Below are 21251 nucleotides of genomic sequence, written 5' to 3'. Positions count from 1 at the left end.
TGTCCTTCTTGTTACGGCTGTGCACTTTGAATATAGCTTTTGTTTGGTTTTATATCCTAAACTCAAATTTTACTCCCTCTAATTCAAAGAAACTGGTAGTCCAGTTTCCTCCAACATTGTCAATTGTCCTTTGTCCATTGTCAATTTTTTAAACTACTTATCTCAACTAACCAATCAATTCCCTAAGTTCTACCTCCATCACAAATGGGACAGGCACGGTAAGTTTATTTTCTTCGCTAACACTTGATGCTCTCCTAATTTTATATTTTTCAACTAATAAATCAAAGCCAGTCCCGAACAACTACGCTACATAGTAGCTACCTGGGGACTGGCTAACTTTTTTATTCATGGTAACCAAATCCAAAGAGCTGATTTTTATTTTTATATAGATAAACCATTCGTGCCTGTCCCATTTGTTACGGCTGTGAACCATGAATCTAACTTTGTTTGTTTTATATCCTAAACTCAGATTTTACTCCGTTAAATTCTAAGAAACTGGTAGTCCAGTTTCAACCAACATTGTCAATTGTCCTTTGTCCATTGTCAATTTTTTAAACTACTTATCTCAACTAACCAATTAATCCACTAAGTTCTGCCTCCATCACAAATGGGACAGGCACGGTAAGTTTATTTTTTTCGTCAATACTTGATGCTCTCCTAAATTTATATTACTAACACAATAACTCAAAGCCAGTCCCCAACAATTTCAAAGAAAGTGATTGCCACTTTCCTCCTGAATTCTTAATTCCTAATTCTTAATCCTTAATTTTTTAATTGTCAAATGTCAATTCCTAATTGATTTTCCTTTGCCCATTGTTAATTTACTAAAGTTCAGTTTCCTTCTTAACTCCTAATTTTTTTAAAGTAAGTTTTGTGGCTTGTTGAAAAATTTAAGATTTACTTTTAAACTATACATATAAGTTATATACATATATTCGATTGTAGTTTGGAGGATTTTATGAGTTATGCAAAAGTTATAGTTAAGGGTTCCCCTATTTCAAAATCTAATTTTAAATTATTTAATATGAATGGTAGGGCTATTCTCCCTTATAATTCCGGTAAGTATCATGATCGATATGCACTTTATGAGGAAGAAATTGCATATGAATGTAGGGTTCAAAACCCTGGAATTGTTTTATCTGAAGCCTTAATTGCAGTTTTAAAAGTTTTTTATAAGTCTAAAAAACGTCATCCTGATACCAATAACATAACTAAAAGCATTTTTGATGGTGTAGAAAAAAGTGGGCTTATAGTTAATGATGCTCAAGTTAGGCGATTAATTATAGAGGAATTTTATGATGAGAAAAACCCTAGGTTTGAGCTAGAGTTATTCGGTGAAAGTACATATAAGATGAATTATTCAATAGAGAAACGTGATATAAAAGACGAAACTATAGAGTATAATCCTCCTTCTAACTCAAAGACAAAAAATCCTAATCAATTAAAAAAAGTTACATCTCCAAAATCTGTCTCCAAAGAAGTTTTATGTTGTGAGATATGTCAAAGGTCAGTATCTAAGGAGAATGCTATATCTGCAAATAAAGGAAAAACTATTCTTTGTAAAAAATGCTTCAAAAAACTGTTCTAATATTTGATTATAAAGCTTATAAAAGTATATAATCATAATAGAGTTTCTCTTATTAAGCACATTTAATTAAATAATATAACTAAACTTTATTATTTAATTAAATATGTATTAATTGAATTGTCATAAGAACGAGGTGTTTATGCTATGAAAGAAAATTTTAAGATATTATCTATAGAATCTAGTTGTGATGAAACTTCTGCTGCAGTTGTTGTGGACGGTAGGGAAGTTTTGTCTAATGTTATAGCATCACAAATTTCTACTCATGAAAAATTTGGTGGTGTTGTTCCTGAGGTTGCTTCTAGAAAACATATTGAAGCAATCAGTGCTGTTGTTCAAGAAGCTTTAGATGAAGCTAATGTAACTTTAAATGAAATAGATGCTGTTGGTGTTACTTACGGACCTGGTCTTGTTGGTGCTTTACTTGTTGGTCTTCAGTATGCCAAATCTTTAGCTTATGCTCTTAATATCCCTTTAATAGGTGTAAATCACATTGAGGGTCACATAAGTGCTAACTTTATTGAATATAAAGAGTTAGAGCCTCCATTTGTAACACTAGTTGTTTCAGGTGGCCACACATTTGTAGTACATATGAAAGATTACGGTGAATTTGAAGTTATGGGTGAAACAAAAGATGATGCTGCCGGTGAAGCTTATGATAAAGTAGCTCGTGCTTTAGGTCTTGGTTACCCTGGTGGTCCTAAAATTGATAAAATAGCTAAAGAAGGAAATAATAATGCAATAAAATTTCCTAAGGCTAACTTTCATCAGGAGTGCTTAGATTTTTCATTCAGTGGAGTAAAATCTTCAGTTTTAAATTATCTAAATAAAGCTGAAATGAAAAATGAAGAAATTAATATACCAGATGTTGCTGCATCTTTCCAAAAATCAGTAGTTGAAGTCTTAGTTGAAAATGCTATTAAAGCTTGTAAAATAAAAAATGTTGATAAAATAGCTATAGCTGGAGGCGTTGCTTCTAACAGTTGTCTAAGAGCAACTATGATAAATGAATGTGAGAAGGAAGGAATAAAAGTTTTATTCCCAAAACCTATATTATGTACAGACAATGCTGCAATGATAGGAAGTGCTGCATATTTTGAATATAATTGTGGAAGAACATCTGATTTAACATTAAATGCAATTCCAAATTTAAAATTAGGGCAAAGATAAACAAATAACACCAGTTTAACTGGTGTTATTTTTGTTTTTATCCATTTTTAGGAATGTTTAATTCAAGACAAAACATTCCAAACTTAAAGCTATATGGTTAATTGTGCTAACTTAAATTTATCACTATCCTAGTAAAGTGTAAACCTCTCTATCCATATTTTATAAAAACTTAACCATTAAGTAATTTTTTGTCATTTTTTTCATATATATATATGTAGGGTTTCAATCTAAACTTTTAATTTATATCTTTATCAAGTGAGAATATTTTAACTTAATTAAATTCTAAAAGTCATAATTCTCAATGATTTTTACTATTCATTTTTCTCAATTGACAAATAAAACTTAATGGTATAAGCTAAAAAGTTTTTTTTAATCTTTAAGGAGGTGTTTTTATCAAGAAAGTTTCTTTTAAATCTAAAATAATAGGACTTTTAATAATTGTTATAGTAGTTCTTTTATTTATTTTATCTTTTAAAACTCCTTTTAAATCTCACAGGAAAGATTCTACTGAAACAATATTTCAGCAACTTGTAAGCATTAATGAACTTGTTACTGTTAAATACGATTATTCTAATATTATTTCTGTGAAGGATAATTTAAAGTTTAATGATATAGATATCCCCTTTACTGAAAAATCTTTTGTTTTAAAATATGATGGATATATAAAAGCTGGAGTTTCTTTAAAAGAAAGTAAACTTAAAATAAATGGGAATAAAGCTACTCTGTCTATTCCTAATTCAAAGATTTTAGACCATGTAGTCATTGAGGATAAAATTTCTACTTTAAATGAAAAAAATTCTCTTTTTAATCCTTTGAAAAGCAATGAAATTTTTAATGAAATTTGTAAATCTAAAAATGAAAAAGAAAATGAAATTATTGATAAAGGCTTTCTTGATGAAGTAAATATATCTACTGAAAATTTTTTAAAAGATTTTTTCAAGAATTTAGGATATGATGTATCAATAAAATTTTATTAACATAACAAAAAAGTTATGAAAATAGAAATCTATTTTCATAACTTTTTATTTTACCAGCTTCCTGAAGAACCTCCACCATTTGAGCTTCCTCCACCAAAGCCTCCAAATCCACCACCTGATGAACCTCCTCCACCACCAAAGGGTCCGAAAAAGTCGTCATCATCATCATTTTTACGATTATTTCTTATAATTGGTCCTGTTCCATAATAGCGTCCTCTTCTTCTACGTAAGAAAAGTAAAGACATTAATCTTCCTTTATTAAAAAGCGCATCTCCTAATATGATAAAAACAATTATCCCTATTAAGATGGCTGATTCACCATCAGATTGTGAACCTTCTTTATAATTTTCTTGTGGAGAGTAATCATAAGATAATGTTTGATTATATTCTGTTGCAATATCCTGTGCAAATACTTTATATGCATTTAATAGTCCCGTTGAGTAATCACCTTCCTTGAAATAAGGTTTTGCTTCACCTTCCATTACTCTGTTACTATAAATATCAGTTATTGCACCTTCTAATCCTCTACCTACTTCTACTCTATATTGTTTATCTTCTATTGCCATTAGTATTAGTAGTCCATTATCTTTTTCACTCGTTCCTATTCCCCACTGTCTAAAAAGTTTATTTGCATAATCTTCTATTGAATTTCCTTGTAATGAATTTATTATTACTATAGTTGATTGTGCTGAAGTTTTATCTTCTAATTCTTTACCTATAGAAATAATTTCATCTCGTGTTTTTTCATCCATTATTCCAACATAATCATTTATATATTTATATTTTGTTGGGCTCTCATATTCTATTGAAAATGCACTTAATGGAGTTATACATACAAATAAAAAAATTAAAAATGCTGATATTCTTTTTATTAAATTTTTCATATTAACTTCTCACTACTTATTGAAGTCAACGTTAGGAACCTCTGTTGCTCCTTCGGCTGCTTTGAAATATTGTTTTTCTTCAAAACCAAACATTGATGCTACTATGTTGCCTGGGAACCTTTTAATTTTTTTATTGTATTGTGAAACTACATTATTATAATCTTCTCTCTTTATGGCTATTCTGTTTTCTGTACCTTCTAGAGCTACTGTTAAATCTTTAAAGTTTTCATTTGCCTTTAACTCTGGATAATTCTCCACTACAACTAAAAGTCTTGATAATGAATTAGAAAGTTCTGAATCTGCAGCTGCTTTTTCTTCCATTGTTCCTGCACCTGCAAGCTTTGATCTGGCATCTGCTATAGATGTTAATACTTCTTCCTCATGTGTTGTATACCCTTTAACAGTTGAAACTAAGTTAGGAATTAAATCCGCTCTTCTTTGTAATTGAGCATCTAAATCAGATGCAACAGTGTTTACTTGTTCTTCTAAACTTACAAAGCTATTATAGCTTGATACTAGTGGGAAAATTATAATAGCTATAATTACTAGTATTGCTATAACTATACTCATTGATTTCTTTTTCATAAAATCCCATCCTTTTTTTATATTTAGATATTATTATATACTTTTTTCAGAATTTGAAAAGTAATATTTACAATTTTCTTATAAATATGCAATATATAATTTAATTTATACTTTTTAATCTTATATATTTTATGCTTATATATATAATTTTAAACATAAATTTAAATTTTTATTTGTTCTTTTGAATATTTAGTTAAAAGTCGTGGGACTTTTTCAGTTAAGAGTTAAGAGTTGTAATGCTTTGCTAGTTAAGAGTTAAGAGTTAAAAGTTAATAGTTGTGGTTATTACTACTCACTTCGTTCCTAATAATTCTAAACGTATTTTTTAGGACTAGCTTTGATTACTTTAGGTTTTATTGATAACATTATGATTTCACTGTAAAAATAACTTATGGAAAATATACTTAGGTACGCCTGTCCTTCTTGTTACGGATGTGCACTTTTGAATATAGCTTTTGTTTGTTTTATCTCTAAAACTCAAATTTTACTCCTTCTAATTCAAAAGAAACTGGTAGTCCAGTTTCTTCCTAAATTCTTAATTCATAATTCTTAATCCTTAATTTTTTTAATTGTCCTTTGTCCATTGTCAATTTTTTTTAAATCTCTACCTCAACTAAGTAAGCAATTATACAAAGTTCTATCTCCATCACAAGAGGGACAGACGCGTAATTGGCTACTTTGCTATACTTTGGGATAGATACTTTTGTTGATTTTAGTTTTCTCAAATAACACTCAAAGTCAGTCCCTAATACTACAGTTTTAGCTAGACTTCTTAGCAATCAATATTTCTAAGTATCATCTCCATCACAAATGGGACAGGCACGATAAGTTTATTTTATTCGCTAATATTTGTTACTCTTATAATTTTGTATTCCTTAACAAAAACACCAAAGCCAGTCCCGAACAACTAAGTAGCAAAGCTGCTAATTCGAGACTAGCTATTTTTTATATGTTATTTAGTTCTACATATGCACAATGATTTAATTCTATGTTTAATCCAAGAGCTCTTGCTTTATCTAATACTTCTTTATCAAATGATCCTGGTTGAAACCATACGTTTTCTATTCCAGCTTCTTTTATTTGATCTAAAGTACTTAATGATATTTTAGGATTTACTATCATATTAACAACATCTGGTTTTTGCGGTAAATCAGTTATTAATGGATATACTTCAATTCCATCTATTGCTTTGCCTTTAGGATTTATTCCATAAACTGTATACCCTTTTTCACGTAATCTTTTAGGAATTTTATATCCAAATTTACTTTCATCGTCAGATGCACCTACTACGGCCCAAACTTTTAACTGCAACATTTCATCAACCATTTTAATTTCTCCTTTGTATTTTTATTTATAGGTTTTCTTAGTTTTAAATAATTTATTCAATTAGATTGTTTACTATATAAATAATTACTTATTTTCCAAAAATAAATGTTACATTATTTGGCTATATGTTATATACTATTAATATAAATGATACATTATTGTGTTTAAATATAGTTATATAGTGAACAAGCTCAAATCTAAATGTCTTTTATTGTACTTAAGATGTTTTAATACTTCAATTACTATAGTTGTAAATTTGGGATGTTTGAAATTTATAATGCATAAAATAAAAGATGACTTTAACATCCTTATAGTAAAATAAGATTAAATCAATTTAATAAACTTAAATTTATTTAGAAATTAAGATACTTTGAGCATATGCTCACTGTTTTTTGGGTTCAATTTTAAAAATCAACTTGGAACCCTATAATTAAATTATGAAAATTACTGAGGACAGATGAAAAATTAATTTTATTCATTTTAATACTCAATTTAAACTATAAATTTTTCTGACTATAAATTTGTCTAATTCGAAAGGAGTTTTCTTATGTTAGCTATGAATGAAATAAGTGTGGATATGCTTGAAGATGATTTAAGATATCTTAAACTTTTATCACATAAATTCCCTACTATCTCAGATGCATGTACTGAAATAATTAACTTGCAGGCTATTCTTAATTTACCTAAAGGTACTGAGCATTTTCTTACAGATATACATGGTGAATATGAAGCTTTTAACCACGTTTTAAAAAATGCATCTGGAGTTATTAAAAGAAAGGTTAATGATATTTTAGGTAATACTTTAAAAGAAAGTGAACGAAAAGAATTATGCACCTTAATATATTATCCTGAGCAAAAGTTAGAACTTATAATAAATCAAGAAAAAGAAGTTGATGATTGGTATAGAATTACTTTATATAGACTTATCGAAATTTGCAAAATAGTTTCTTCAAAATATACAAGATCTAAGGTACGAAAAACACTGCCACCTGATTTTGCTTATATTATAGATGAGCTTTTAAATGAACAAGAAACTAGGCCAAATAAACTAGAATACTTTAATGGAATCTTAGATACAATTATTAGGATTGGTCGTGCTAAAGAATTTATTATAGCCATATGCAATGTAATTCAAAGATTGACAGTAGATAGACTTCATATTGTTGGGGATATTTATGATAGAGGTCCTGGAGCCCATATAATTATGGAAAGTCTTATGAGATATAGTTCTATTGATATTCAATGGGGGAACCATGATATTTTATGGATGGGAGCCGCAGCTGGAAATGAGTGCTGTATATCAAACGTTATTCGTATTTCTACAAGATATGCTAATCTTGAAACATTAGAAGATGGCTATGGTGTTAATTTACTTCCGCTGGCAACTTTTGCAATGGATACTTATGGGAATGACCCTTGTAAATCATTCAAGCCTAAAATAACTGCTGGAAGTTATAAAGAAACAGATTTAAAACTTATGGCTCAAATGCATAAAGCTATTTCTGTTATTCAATTCAAGTTAGAAGGTCAAGTTATTAAAAGACGTCCTTCATTTAATATGGAACATAGACTTCTTTTAGACAAAATGAACTTGGAAAAAGGAACTGTACTTGTAGATGGAAAAGAATATCCTCTTAATGATACTAATTTCCCTACAATAGATATAAAAGACCCTTATAAGCTTACTAAAGAAGAAAGCTCTTTAGTTTTAAGATTAAAATCTTCTTTTATAAATAGTGATAAACTACAAAAGCATGTTAGATATTTATATTCTAAAGGCAGTTTATATCTTGTTTGCAATTCTAATCTTTTATATCATGCATGTATTCCTCTAGATGAACATGGCAATTTTAGGAAAGCTAAACTTTCTGGAAAAGAATATTCTGGAAAGGCATATTTAGATATGGCTGATAGACTTGCTAGAGAAGGTTACTTTAATAAAGGTAATTCTGAAAAAGATTTATATTCATTAGATTTTCTTTGGTATTTATGGTGTGGTGAAGATTCACCGCTATTTGGTAAAACTAAAATGGCTACCTTTGAAAGATATTTTGTTGATGATAAAACAACTCATACTGAATTTAAGGATGCTTATTTCAAGTTTAGAGATAAAGAAGAAATTTGTGATATGATTTTAACTGAATTTGGACTTGATCCTTTAGATAGTCATATAATAAATGGTCATGTGCCTGTTAAAGTTGTAAAAGGGGAAAGTCCTATAAAAGCTGGTGGAAAACTTTTAGTTATAGATGGCGGATTTTCTAAGGCATATCAAAGAGAAACTGGCCTTGCGGGTTACACTTTAATATATAATTCCTATGGATTACAACTAGTTTCTCATGAACCTTTTGAATCTACCCAAAAAGCTATAGAAGAAGGAAAAGATATTCTATCTTCATCTGTTATACTTGAAACTACTAAAACTAGAAAAAGGGTTATAGATACAGATATTGGCAAAGAACTTATAGAGCAAATATCAGAGCTTGAAAAACTTCTTACTGCATATAGAAAAGGCTTAATTAAAGAATTAAAATAACTAAAAAAGATAGCTAAATTAGCTATCTTTTTTTGGGTTTGTATAAGTTAAAGGGAGATGAGGTTAATTTTTGTAACCTATAATATATATTAACCTATCCATTATTAAGGAATTTTATTGGTCTATTAACAATAGATTAAGGGGGATCTTTTGTTAACTCATCGTCGTAAAATAATGGATTGGTTAGGCAAAACATAAAGTTTAAGTTAAGCCTCAAGCTTTATGTTAGCTTTCATAGTTTTTCCGTCCCTTATATATTCTACAGGGACTGTATCATTTTCTTCATGTTTTTCTTTTAGCGCATTAATTTCAGCTACTGTTTTGACATCTTTTCCATCAAACTTCACTATTACGTCTCCAGGTTGTATTCCTGCCTTTTGAGCTGCACTAAAATCTTCTACTCCTGCAATATAAATACCTTGTGGGATATTATATTGTTTGGATAAAGCTTCATCAATATCTTTACACTGTATTCCAAGTTTTAATATTGGTTTTGTTAAGATATCAAGCTTTTCTTTTGCTGCATTTATCGGAATTGAGAATCCTAATCCTTCAACACCTTGTGCTTGTATTTTGGCTGTATTTATTCCTACTACTTCACCTTTTGAGTTAAGCAGTGGACCTCCACTATTTCCTGGGTTTATAGCTGTATCTGTTTGTATTAATTTTAGTGTTTTTCCATTTTCAAATTGCATTTCTCTATTAACAGCACTAATAATTCCTGTTGTTACTGAACCTGAGAAATCTTTGGATAATGGACTTCCTATAGCTATAACCTGTTCTCCTACTTTTATATCATCGGAGTTTCCAAATGTTAAAACTCCTGGTATTTTCACATCTTTTTTAGTTATTTTTACAACTGCTAAATCTGCATCCTCATTATAGTTTACAACTTTAGCCGAAACTTCCTCACCAGTACTAAGTATTACATTAACTTCACTTGCACCTTCAACAACATGATAGTTAGTTAATATTAGTCCTTCTTCATTAAATATAAATCCTGACCCTATACCTTCTTGAGGGGATGTTTGCCATCCTGCAAAGTTTTTTGGGAAAGATTTTGTTGCAACGCCTACTACTGCTGGTGATACTTTTTCAACAACATCTGGTATGTTCATATAATCACCTGCACTTATAGGAGTTGTAGAAACGTTATTATTTGACTTTTCTTGAACTGGTGATGACTGATTATTATGTCTTAACGCTGTATAAGTAACTGCGCCTCCAATTCCGCCACCTAATGTAGAACATATAAGTCCTATTGCTATATAAGGTCCAATGCCTCTTTTTTTGTTCTTTTTTTTCTTTGGTGGTGGATTATATGAATAATTATTATCATTCACTGTATATTGTGCATTATCTATAAATGTTTTCTCTAATTCTTCATTAGTATTATTTTTCACTTCCATATTATTTAAGTTGTTTTCATTTGTATCGCTCATATTATCAACCCCTCACTTCAACCTTATGACTAAATTTTAGTTCAATTTTATGTCAATTTTGTGTCTTATAATTGACAGTTTAATGACTTCTATTTGACAATTTAAAGACAAGCTTCTATATTATAGAGTTCCAAGTTAAGTTTTAAAGTTATTCATTTATCAAATGAGAAAACTCAAATTAATATTTTATCAATAACTAACAGATTGTTTTAGTTAAAAGTTAAGAGTGACTAGTTAACAGTTATGGTTATTACTACTCACTTCGTTCCTAGTAATTCTCAACGTATCTTTTTATAAATTTGCAAAACAAATTATATTGATAGATTTTTTAAATCATTTTCAGAAAGTGGTTGCCACTTTCATCCTATATTCTTAATTCATAATTCTTAATTCATAATTCTTAACTAAACTTATTTTTATCAACTGATAACAAAAATTTGAGGAACAAATTTAAATAGAGCTTATTTCTATATATCCATGAATTAAATTCTATTTATATTATTATCTTAATCAAATCTTATAATACCTATATAAAAACAAAAAAGATGACCAAATTTAGTCATCTTTTTTATATTTATTATTTATTAGAATATAATTCTATTATTTTTAATACTACTTGAACTGCACTTTCCATTGATTCTTTTACAATATATTCAAATTTTCCATGGAAGTTATGTCCGCCAGTGAATAAATTTGGAGTTGGAAGTCCTTTAAATGAAAGTTTTGATCCATCAGTACCACCTCTGATTGGTAATACTAATGCTTCTATTTCTAAGGATTTAATTGCTTCTACTGCAGTTTCTACTATATGATATTGCTCTTTGATTTTTTCAGCCATATTATAGTATGTATCTGACATATCTAAAACAACTGTACCTTCACCATATTTTTCATTATATTTTTTAACTAAAGCTTCCATTGTAGCTTTTTTAGCTTTGAATTTATCCATATCAAAGTCTCTTATTATATATTCTTGAACAGATTTTTCAACTGTTACATTCATATCTGTTAACATGAAAAATCCATCATAACCTTCAGTTGTTTCTGGTCTTTGGTTTTCTGGTAATTCATTAAAGAATTCCATAGCTATTATTCCAGAATGTTTCATTTTTCCTTTAGCTGAACCTGGATGTACGTTTACTCCATTAAATGTAACTACTGCTCCAGCTGCATTGAAAGTTTCATAAGATATTTCTCCAACTTCACCACCATCTAATGTATAAGCAAAATCAGCATTGAATGCAGGAACGTTAAAGTTATTACATCCTGTTCCTATTTCTTCATCTGGTGTGAAAGCAACTTTAATTGTTCCATGTTTTATTTCTGGATTATTTATTAAGTATTCCATAGCTGTCATTATTTCAGCTATACCAGCTTTATCATCCCCACCTAATAACGTTGTTCCATCAGTTGTTATTATTGTTTTGCCAACATACTTTTTGATTTCAGGAAAATCTTTAACTGCTAATGTTGTATCTTCATTTAGTTTTATATCTTCTCCACCATAATTTTCGATTATTTGAGGATTTACGTTTTTACCTGAATAATCTGGTGCTGTATCCATATGAGCCAAGAATCCTACTGTTGGAACTTCTTTTTCCATATTTGATGGCAATGTTGCTATAACAAACCCCATTTCATCAACTTTAACATCACTCATACCTATTGATTTTAATTCTTCTAATAAAACTTTTCCAAATTCTAATTGACTTTTTGTGCTTGGAAGTGTTGATGATGCTTCATCACTTTGAGTATCATATTTAACATAACCTAAAAATCTTTCTAGTAATTTAGACATTATTTTTCCCTACCTTTATCAAAATTTGTAATACTTTCTATTATTATAACATGATAGATTTACAATTTAAAGTATTGTTGCTTTACACAAAATACATTCTTTTCATAAAATTTTAACATTTTTCTCAATTATATTTTCTCTATCAATTAAAATTTTATTCTATGTTTATATTATTAATCGCAATAATCATTGATAACAGTTATTTAATTTCTTTACTCTCCACCAAATTCACTGGTCCCTATACTTTCACCAACATTATCATTGCTATTACTTTCAACCTTAATTACCTCATTATTCTTACTATTATTTTCTATTTTTTTCTTTTTATTTTCCTTGACCATATCTTCTTTCTTCATATCATTAAGCATTAATATATCCATCATGCTAATATTTTCAACTTTTGATAACATCTCTGGGCTTGCTTTTTTTAATGGAATTCTATCAACTAGTTTTTTCTTTCCTTCCTTATCCGTAGTATAAACACATACATATCCCATTTCTAGAACATACTGACATTTATTTGAATTAAAACTTTTAGGATTATCTTTACTTATATTTTCTTCCATAACTTTTTCATGAATTTTATTCATATTATCTTTTAACATTTGTAATGGTTTAATTTTATTCTTATTTTTTTTCATACCATTAGCCACATTAATTGAACTACTAATATTATTTTCTGAAACTATCATAAAAAATCCCCCTTAATTATAAAAAATACTTTTTAACTTTTTTTTATATTATGTATTATATTTAATTTATGCCATATACTCATTATCGTAATTAATTTTCTTGCCCTTTAATTTTCAAATTTAATATGATAATATTTTTATAACTAATTTTATAGGAGGGTTTTTTATGCTAAATTTATCAAAATCTCTGGATTTTAAAGAATATTTAAAAAAATCTCAAGAAACTTATGGGGATATTCAAAATGAAGCCTATGAGAATACATCTTTATCAGAATACTGCAAAAACAGCATGAAATCTTTAGATGAAGAAGTTAATATGGTTGTTTTTACAGAAGGTTTTTGCCCTGATTGTATAGTTACAGTACCTTTTATTCAAAGATTTAGTGAAGAAAATGAAAACTTAAAAGTTCATTACCTACCTAGGACTGGATATGAAGATTTTTTAGAAGAAGCTGTAGGAAGAAAATCTATCCCTACAGTCATAACTTTTGATAAAGATATGAATCCTAAAGGTGCATATGTTGAAATTCCAAAAGAACTTACTGAAAAAATGATAAAGCTATCTAAGGATGAAAGAGAGGCTCTTATTAATGAGTATAGAGCTGGTAAGTTTAACGATTTAATAGAAAAAGATTTACTTGAAATAATATTATAGATATAAAAAATAAAAGAGTTTTAACACTAAAGTTAAAACTCTTTTACACTTTTTAGAACTGGCTATATATATATTCACCTGTTTGAACACCTAATATTAGGAATGTACACATTAAACTTACTATTACCATAGAACAAAATATTGATAAGTATATATTATTATTTAAAATAATTGACTTAATTTTCATTATAATATTGGTCAATTTCTTCATTTATGTATACCCATCCTTTCCAGCCTAAATGCATTATGTCACATAACACATATTTTTCATTTTCCTTCTCAGATAAATCCAATAGTTCTATATTGTTTTTTAGAGCTATTTCTCTTATTTTTTCATAATATTCTTCTTTATTATTTTTATCAAATCCACAGTAATCATACCACTTAGAATGTACTGGAACAGATATTAATAATGGTTTTACACCAGTTTCTTTACATATTTCTATCAATAAATCTAAATCATTGTACTCTGGTGATTCTGTATATTTTAATGTTTTATATGATCCTTTAAGTTTTTCATAATCATTTTTTATATATTTTTCAAAATAACTATCATAAACACCATATTCATTATTAGTTGCAGCTTTTTCGCCTTCTTTTACTGCTTGTTCTAATTGGCTTGTCCAATCTATTGGCTTTTTATTAACTTTAGATTCTTCATCTTTAACTTCATTTATTTTATCTAAGCTTTGTTTTAAATCTAAAGTATATAATGCTTCCTCTTTAATATAATAATATGGTTTTAAAAGTCCTAAACCTATATTAGAAATAATATTATTGTTAGAGTATAGCTTTGAATACAATTTTATGTTTTTTAGGTTAGAAGATTCATCAGTAAACTGGATTATTCTAGCACATATTTTTAACTTTAATTCTTTACTAATATTTTTATTATTCATTAATTTATAAAATTGAAGTTCAGAAAAATTAGCTTCAAATCCTTCTTTAGATAGTCCATCTTCTGTAAACCACTGCGGTGATAGTACAAATGCTATTTTTTTATTGCTAGAAGTATTATTTAAAGCACCTGTGTTGATAGCATGTATAATACTTTGGCAATGTCCTCTTCCTATAACACTAATATTATAGTTACTTTCTTTATCTAAATAAAAGTTGTTTGGATGCTGTGGTATAAATGTTGTTGACAGTTCTGATGAACCATACAACATTAAATTGTTATTTTCTAATTCCTTATTTTGTATATATATCCCTTGGAATTTATCTACAGATAAATCTTTAGCTAGTGCTTTATCTACATTGTCATTATATTTTGATTCTAATTTTGACTTTAAATAAATTTGACTACCAGTAAGAAAACCTATGGATAAAACAAAAAATAATCCTATACCAATTATAGTTCTTACAGCGTTTTTCATAACTTAACTCCTTTTAGTAATAAACTCTATTGCTTTATTTGGAGTTTCTATATCCTCTCTTTCAATTTCTGTTGGCTCAATTTTTAGACCTAATTGCTTCTCTAATTCAATTAAAAATTCTACTATTGCAAGAGAATCAAAAATTCCTTCTTCAAAAAGTTCAATGTCTAAATCCTCTTTTATTTCATCTACTCCTGTAATTTCAACCATTATATCTAATATTTTTTCCTTCATAATTCATTATCCTCCTAAAATTAAAGTTTTTTATATCTTATTTAAATAAATATCCTGAAAATATTAAAAATCCAAAACAAACTAAATTGAATGTTACAAATGTTGTTAAACATATATACCAATTTTTCTTTTTGTTTTTTTTATGGAATTTACTTTTTCTTTGATAATAATCCGTTAAGACTATTAAACATCCTTGATACAATCCATAGATTATATAAAAGATTTCAGTTCCATGCCATATTCCCATTGTAGTCATTATTAATATAAATCCTATGTAAGATGCTGTATACCTACTTTTAAACCATTTACCTTTTAGTGCGGACATTACAAATCTTGTATAAAAATAATCCCTAAACCAAAAGGATAAAGACATATGCCATCTATTCCAAAAGTCTTTTATATCCTTACTTATAAACGGTAAATTAAAGTTATCTGGAGCTTTTATTCCCATAATATAACTTAACCCTATAGCCATTAAACTATATCCTGCAAAGTCGAAGAATAAGTAAAAACTATAGGCATACATATAACTTACTATATTTAATAAATTTTTATCTTCACCAATTTTACTCATCCATAAGCTATATATAAGAGCACCTATTACGAATTTATATAGAACCCCAAGGAAAATCTTTAGTATACCCTCTTTTAAAAGAAGTTTATATTCATCTTTTTCAATTGGCTTTGATATATCCTCTGTAAATCTTCTTGATCTATCTATAGGTCCTGAACTTATTGTAGGAAAGAATAACATAAAATAAGTAAAGTCTAATACTTTAACCTCTTTTATTAATTCGTCATATATTTCTATTAGCATTTGTAATGATTTAAATGATAAATAGGAAACCCCTAAAAATCCGAAAAAGCCTTTAGGTTGACTTGATATAACATGTCCCCATTTTACTAAAATTAGCGGTAATAATGATAAAATTATCATTACCCAAAGTATTTTTCTTGAATCGTTACGTTTACGTATTACAATATAACTTTTAACTAATAACAATTGTAATATATAAAATATAACTAGTTGTCCTAATTGCTTTTGGGAACTTGAAAAAATCATAAGTATCATTACAACATTTACCATCATGCTGTAATTAGTGATTTTTTTACCTTTAAGCCCCATAATTATAATAGGTAATATTAATAAAGAGACAATATAAAAGAATAGTAATCCATCAAATGGTATCATTTCATTTCCTCCATTAGTGCTCTTCTATTAACTTTTCCATTTGGAGTCATTGGCAATGTTTCCTTAATTACAAATTTTCTTGGAATCATGTATTCTGGTATATATTCTTTTAATTTATTTTTTATATTAGATACTATTTTAAAATCTTTTTCTTCAACTCTTTTAGTTAATGTTACAACACCTATTAAATATTGAATTTTTCCTTCTTTTTCATGTGGTAATACTATTGTGTTATCTATAAAATCTATATTTTTTATGTTGTTCTCTATGTCTTCAAGTTCTATCCTATATCCATTTAGTTTCACCTGAAAATCTAATCTTCCACAATAGAATAAAAGATTATCTTTCATATATCCTTTATCTCCAGTTTTGTACATTCTATATGTTTTACCGTTAATTTCCATAGTTCCAAAGGACTTTTTATTTATCTCTTCGTTGTTCATATACCCTATGCTTACGCTATCCCCAACTATTATAATTTCTCCTTTTTCACCTTCCGGTAATATGTTTTTATTTTCATCCATAATATATAGCCATGTATTTTCTTTGCTATATCCTACAGGTAGTGGAGCAAAATCCTCATTTATCTTATCAGTAACCTCTATAGAAGTTATTGCCACTGTAGACTCTGTTGGTCCATAAGTATTATATATTTTTACTTTAGGAAATGCTTGTCTTATTTTAGAAACTGTGGAATTAGTTAAAGTTTCTCCACAAAATAACATAGTGTCTAATTTATCTAACAGCTTTTCATTAAAGTTACTATCTGATAAGCACATATCAGCAAAAGATGGTGTAGATACCCACGTTGTTATATTAGATGTTTCAAAGCTTTTAAAAAGCTCTTTCATATTGCTTATCATCTTTTTATTTATACTATAAAGTGTTGAACCACTTGCTAAACTTAAGTAAGTATCCATAACTGATAAATCAAATGAAAATGGAGCTTGGTTCATGAATACCTTTTCTTTATCATTACATAAACTTAATCCCCACTTAACAAAACTTTCAAGACATCCTAAAGTAATTTGCACTCCTTTAGGTCTACCTGTACTTCCAGATGTAAATATACTATAATATACATCTTCTTTTTTTACGTAGTATTCCTCTGATATGCTTTCCACTTCACTAGTTTTAAATATTTCTATAAGAGTGTTATAATTTATTATTTTTATATTTTCTAATTCAAAAGGCATTTCTTCAATGGATATAATTATATGTGGCTGAGATACTTCAATTATATCCCTTACTCTTTCAACTGGCAGTGAACTATCAATAGGTACATAAGAATGTCCAGATTTCACAATACCTATAAAGCTACAAAGCATTTCATTTTCTTTATGACCATAAACTAATATAGGTGTGTTCTCATTGCCATAATTTTTTAATAAGTAATTTGCTAATGCATCAGAATACTTTTTCAAATCGCCATAAGTTATTGAGTTATCTTCACTTATATGGGCCATTTTATTGCTACTATGTATTCCATAATCATCTATACATTTAATTAAGCTCATTTTTTCCCTCCACTTATTATATTAATTTTCTAAACAACTTTAAGTATACTATTCTGATTATTTTTTGTAAATATTTTGTATATATTTATATATTTTTCATTTTTTTTAAATATTGTTTAAAAAATAAAAAAATGTCTACTCATATGAATAGACATTTTAGGGTAGTTTGAGAAAATTGGAAATCATTAAATCATTTCATATAGGCATATAAACTATCTCCAACTTTAAAAAGTTATAATTTATATGCCTAATGTAATTAAGATGGGTAATTATATTATTACCTTTTTATTTTTTTATATTCACGAATTTTAAGAAAATAATTTTATTAAATTCGTGCTACTCCACATTCTCTTGCTATTCTTTTTACTTCTTTTGAAACTGAATCTGAAACTCTTTTATCTAAAGCTTTTGGTATTATATAAGTTTCACTTAACTCTTCTTCTTTTATTAGTCCTGCTATTCCTCTAGCTGCAGCAAGTTTCATTTCTTCTGTTATTTCTGTTGCTCTAACTTCTAATGCCCCTTTAAATATTCCTGGGAATACTAGAACATTATTTATTTGGTTGTCAAAATCTGAACGTCCTGTTGCTACAATCCTTGCACCAGCTTCTTTAGCTAAATCTGGCATTATTTCTGGCACTGGATTTGCCATAGCAAATACTATAGAATCTTTATTCATTGAACTTACCATTTCTTTTGTTAATATTCCTGGTGCTGAAACTCCTATAAATATATCTGCACCTTTTATTACATCTTTAAGCTCACCCTCTGCCATTTCTCTATTAGTAACTTTTGCTATTGCTTTTTGAGCATCATTTATAAAATCTTGATTTTCTGTTATTGCTCCATGTCTATCACACATAATTATGTTTTTAGCTCCAGCATTTAAAAGCAACTTACAAATAGCTATACCTGCTGAACCTGCACCATTTATTATTATTTTAACATCTTCTAACTCTTTGTTTACAACTTTTAATGCATTGTATATTCCTGATAGAACTACTACTGCTGTTCCGTGTTGGTCATCATGGAATACTGGTATATCTAATTCCTCTTTTAATCTTTTTTCTATATAAAAACACTCAGGCGCTTTTATGTCTTCTAAATTTATACCTCCAAAAACTGGTGATAATAGTTTTACAGTTTTTATAATTTCTTCTGGGTCTTCAGTATCTAAACATATCGGAAATGCATCTATACCTCCAAATTCTTTAAAAAGTAAAGCCTTTCCTTCCATTACTGGTATAGAAGCTTCTGCCCCTATATTTCCAAGTCCTAAAACGGCAGTACCATTTGAAACTATTGCTACTGTATTCCCTTTAATTGTATAGTCATAAACTGCTTCTTTATTTTTTGCGATTTGAACACAAGGCTCTGCAACACCTGGAGTATAAGCTAAAGATAAATCTTTGCTACATTCAACTTTCATCTTACCAACTACTTCTAATTTTCCTCTTTTTTCTTTGTGTATTTTTAAAGCTTCTTCTGCTATAGACATTTTTAAAACACCCCTTATGATATATTAAGTAAAACAAGCTAACTTTTTAAAGCATACGTCAACTTGAAATATTTATAAGCTTGTCATCAAATTTCTAAGAATCAAAATCTTCCAGATGTGATTTAAGGGTTGATTTTAGATTCCTATCTTATAGGTTAAAAAAAATTTATTATCTATATAAATTATAACTTATGCTAGTTACTTTTTCCATTGTAATATTCGCAATATTGAATAATTGGACAGGTTTCACACTTTGGTTTTCTAGCATTGCATATTTTCCTTCCATGCCATATTAAGTAGTGATGAGCATCACTCCACATATCTTTAGGGATGTTTTTCATTAATTTTTCTTCAACTTCTTCTACATTTTTTCCTTTTGCTATACCTATTCTATTTGAAAGCCTAAATACATGAGTATCTACTGCTATAGCTGGCTTTCCATATGCATTGGACATAACTACATTTGCTGTTTTTCTTCCTACTCCAGGTAATTTTATAAGTTCTTCCATTTCACTTGGTACTTTTCCATCATATTTTTCTAGAAGCATTTTGCAACAACCAATTATATTTTTGCTTTTATTTCTATAAAATCCACAACTTCTAATTTTTTCGCCTAGTTCTTCTTCTGTAAGCTTTACTATTGCCTCTGGCGTATTGTAGTCTTTATACAATTCTTTAGTAACTATGTTTACCCTTTCATCAGTACATTGAGCAGATAATATAGTAGATATTAATAATTCAAAGGGGCTATTAAAAGTTAATCCACAAGTAACACCAGCATAAACTTCACTTAATATTTTTAAAACTTCGTCTCTAGTTTTTTTATTCATAATTTTAATCCTTTCATTAATATATAATTTTAAGATTATAAAGGTAATCAATAATTTTTATTTGTTAATATGTATTATAACATATTTATGGTACTTTAGTTTGTTCTGTAAATCAATTATCGATTACTATTTTTATTAGTTTTATCTCTTAAAGGAAAAATTAATCTTATTAAATATTTAATTTAAATAAAGTACAAAACTTAATTAAGCAATTATACAAAATTTTTATGCCATCAAAAGAGGGACCCCTTTAGTTAAAAGTGAAAAGTTAATAGTTGTGGTTATTACTACTCACTTTGTTCCTAGTAATGTTAAACGTACTTTTGAATCTAGTTTTGCTAATAAAATCTAAATAAGTAATAAATTACAGTCTTAGCTCCATAACAAATGGGACAGGCACGGTAAATTTATTTTCTTCGCTAACACTTGATGCTCTCATAATTTTATACTTCTATCTAAAACATCAAAGCCAGTCCCGAACAACTACGCTACATAGTAGCTACCTGGGGACTGGCTAACCTTTTTTTATTTATGGTAATTAAATCCAAAGAGCTGATTTTTATTTTTATATAGATAAACCATTCGTGCCTGTCCCATTTGTTACGGTTGTACATTTTGAATATAGTTTTAGTTTGTTTTGTCTCTAAAACTCAATTTTTACTCCCTTAAGTTGAAAGAAACTGGAATCCAGTTTCCTCCATCATTGTCAATTGTCCTTTGTCCATTGTCAATTTTTCCAAACTCTCTACCTCAACTAAGCAAGCAATCACTCAAAGTTCTGCCTCCATCACAAGAGGGACAGACACGTAATTGGCTACTTTGCTATACTTTGGGATATATGCTTTTGTTAATTTTAATTTTTCTCCAATAGCAATCGAAGTCGGTCCCCATTATTCAGTTTTAGTAACACACCTAAGCAAGCAATGCCTCTAAGCATTGGCTCCATCACAAATG

At 28.1% G+C, this 21251-nt stretch carries 17 protein-coding genes; 5 read left to right on the top strand and 12 right to left on the bottom strand.

Annotated elements, in window-relative coordinates; all coding sequences use genetic code 11:
- Positions 1-958: 958 nt before the first annotated feature.
- From ACYUE0_RS16220 to ACYUE0_RS16210, 3 genes are all read left to right on the top strand, one after another.
- A complete protein-coding gene (locus ACYUE0_RS16220) occupies positions 959-1588 on the top strand; it encodes a RusA family crossover junction endodeoxyribonuclease (protein WP_061996800.1) in 630 nt (209 codons plus the stop codon).
- A gap of 144 nt (positions 1589-1732) precedes the next feature.
- Entirely contained in the window at positions 1733-2755 is a 1023-nt protein-coding gene (tsaD, locus tag ACYUE0_RS16215; protein WP_460271603.1) for a tRNA (adenosine(37)-N6)-threonylcarbamoyltransferase complex transferase subunit TsaD, read from the top strand.
- A 392-nt stretch (positions 2756-3147) separates the two neighbouring features.
- Positions 3148-3732: a DUF4230 domain-containing protein gene (locus tag ACYUE0_RS16210; RefSeq protein ID WP_460271605.1), complete on the top strand. Its 585-nt coding sequence runs from the start codon at positions 3148-3150 to the stop codon at positions 3730-3732.
- A 50-nt stretch (positions 3733-3782) separates the two neighbouring features.
- On the opposite strand, the gene ACYUE0_RS16205 is transcribed toward ACYUE0_RS16210, so the two are convergent.
- The 3 genes from ACYUE0_RS16205 to ACYUE0_RS16195 all read right to left on the bottom strand — a co-directional run bounded on the left by ACYUE0_RS16205 (position 3783) and on the right by ACYUE0_RS16195 (position 6527).
- A complete protein-coding gene (locus ACYUE0_RS16205; protein ID WP_061996806.1) occupies positions 3783-4616 on the bottom strand; it encodes a TPM domain-containing protein in 834 nt (277 codons plus the stop codon).
- Positions 4617-4628: 12 nt separating this feature from the next.
- On the bottom strand, positions 4629-5201 hold the full coding sequence (locus tag ACYUE0_RS16200; RefSeq protein WP_061996808.1) for a LemA family protein: 573 nt from the start codon (positions 5199-5201) through the stop codon (positions 4629-4631).
- A gap of 945 nt (positions 5202-6146) precedes the next feature.
- Entirely contained in the window at positions 6147-6527 is a 381-nt protein-coding gene (locus ACYUE0_RS16195; protein WP_460271600.1) for a CoA-binding protein, read from the bottom strand.
- 547 nt (positions 6528-7074) lie between these two features.
- On the opposite strand from ACYUE0_RS16195, the gene ACYUE0_RS16190 reads away from it, so the two are divergent.
- Complete coding sequence (locus tag ACYUE0_RS16190; RefSeq protein WP_460271598.1) at positions 7075-9063, top strand: fructose-1,6-bisphosphatase; 1989 nt, start codon at positions 7075-7077, stop codon at positions 9061-9063.
- Positions 9064-9269: 206 nt separating this feature from the next.
- Here the strand turns inward: ACYUE0_RS16190 and ACYUE0_RS16185 are convergent, their stop codons facing one another.
- The 3 genes from ACYUE0_RS16185 to ACYUE0_RS16175 all read right to left on the bottom strand — a co-directional run bounded on the left by ACYUE0_RS16185 (position 9270) and on the right by ACYUE0_RS16175 (position 12995).
- Positions 9270-10505, bottom strand: a complete 1236-nt coding sequence (locus tag ACYUE0_RS16185) for a S1C family serine protease (protein WP_460271596.1) — start codon at positions 10503-10505, stop codon at positions 9270-9272.
- A 577-nt stretch (positions 10506-11082) separates the two neighbouring features.
- Positions 11083-12303, bottom strand: coding sequence for a peptidase T (gene pepT, locus ACYUE0_RS16180; protein WP_460271594.1), 1221 nt, complete (start codon positions 12301-12303; stop codon positions 11083-11085).
- 212 nt (positions 12304-12515) lie between these two features.
- On the bottom strand, positions 12516-12995 hold the full coding sequence (locus ACYUE0_RS16175; protein ID WP_460271592.1) for a hypothetical protein: 480 nt from the start codon (positions 12993-12995) through the stop codon (positions 12516-12518).
- Between the two features lie 166 nt (positions 12996-13161).
- Here ACYUE0_RS16175 and ACYUE0_RS16170 point away from each other — a divergent pair, with 166 nt between their 5' ends.
- Complete coding sequence (locus tag ACYUE0_RS16170) at positions 13162-13650, top strand: thioredoxin family protein (RefSeq protein WP_061997041.1); 489 nt, start codon at positions 13162-13164, stop codon at positions 13648-13650.
- 176 nt (positions 13651-13826) lie between these two features.
- Here ACYUE0_RS16170 and dltD read toward each other — a convergent pair whose 3' ends face one another.
- The 6 genes from dltD to nth all read right to left on the bottom strand — a co-directional run bounded on the left by dltD (position 13827) and on the right by nth (position 20297).
- On the bottom strand, positions 13827-15026 hold the full coding sequence (gene dltD, locus ACYUE0_RS16165; protein WP_460271590.1) for a D-alanyl-lipoteichoic acid biosynthesis protein DltD: 1200 nt from the start codon (positions 15024-15026) through the stop codon (positions 13827-13829).
- 3 nt (positions 15027-15029) lie between these two features.
- Positions 15030-15260, bottom strand: a complete 231-nt coding sequence (gene dltC, locus ACYUE0_RS16160; RefSeq protein WP_061997045.1) for a D-alanine--poly(phosphoribitol) ligase subunit DltC — start codon at positions 15258-15260, stop codon at positions 15030-15032.
- A 37-nt stretch (positions 15261-15297) separates the two neighbouring features.
- The gene (gene dltB, locus ACYUE0_RS16155) at positions 15298-16452 is read right to left on the bottom strand and encodes a D-alanyl-lipoteichoic acid biosynthesis protein DltB (protein WP_460271587.1); all 1155 of its coding nucleotides are present in this window, start codon (positions 16450-16452) and stop codon (positions 15298-15300) included.
- Positions 16449-17969, bottom strand: a complete 1521-nt coding sequence (gene dltA / locus ACYUE0_RS16150) for a D-alanine--poly(phosphoribitol) ligase subunit DltA (protein WP_460271585.1) — start codon at positions 17967-17969, stop codon at positions 16449-16451. The genes dltB and dltA overlap by 4 nt, the downstream gene beginning before the upstream one ends.
- 325 nt (positions 17970-18294) lie before the next feature.
- Positions 18295-19467, bottom strand: coding sequence for an NAD(P)-dependent malic enzyme (locus ACYUE0_RS16145; RefSeq protein ID WP_061996315.1), 1173 nt, complete (start codon positions 19465-19467; stop codon positions 18295-18297).
- Positions 19468-19661: 194 nt separating this feature from the next.
- Positions 19662-20297, bottom strand: a complete 636-nt coding sequence (gene nth / locus ACYUE0_RS16140) for an endonuclease III (protein WP_460271583.1) — start codon at positions 20295-20297, stop codon at positions 19662-19664.
- Positions 20298-21251 lie beyond the last annotated feature (954 nt).

It is taken from the genome of Clostridium sp. CTA-19 (assembly GCF_054767855.1).
Note: the sequence above shows the minus strand (reverse complement) of the source record. Positions and strands in the feature narration are given on the sequence as shown.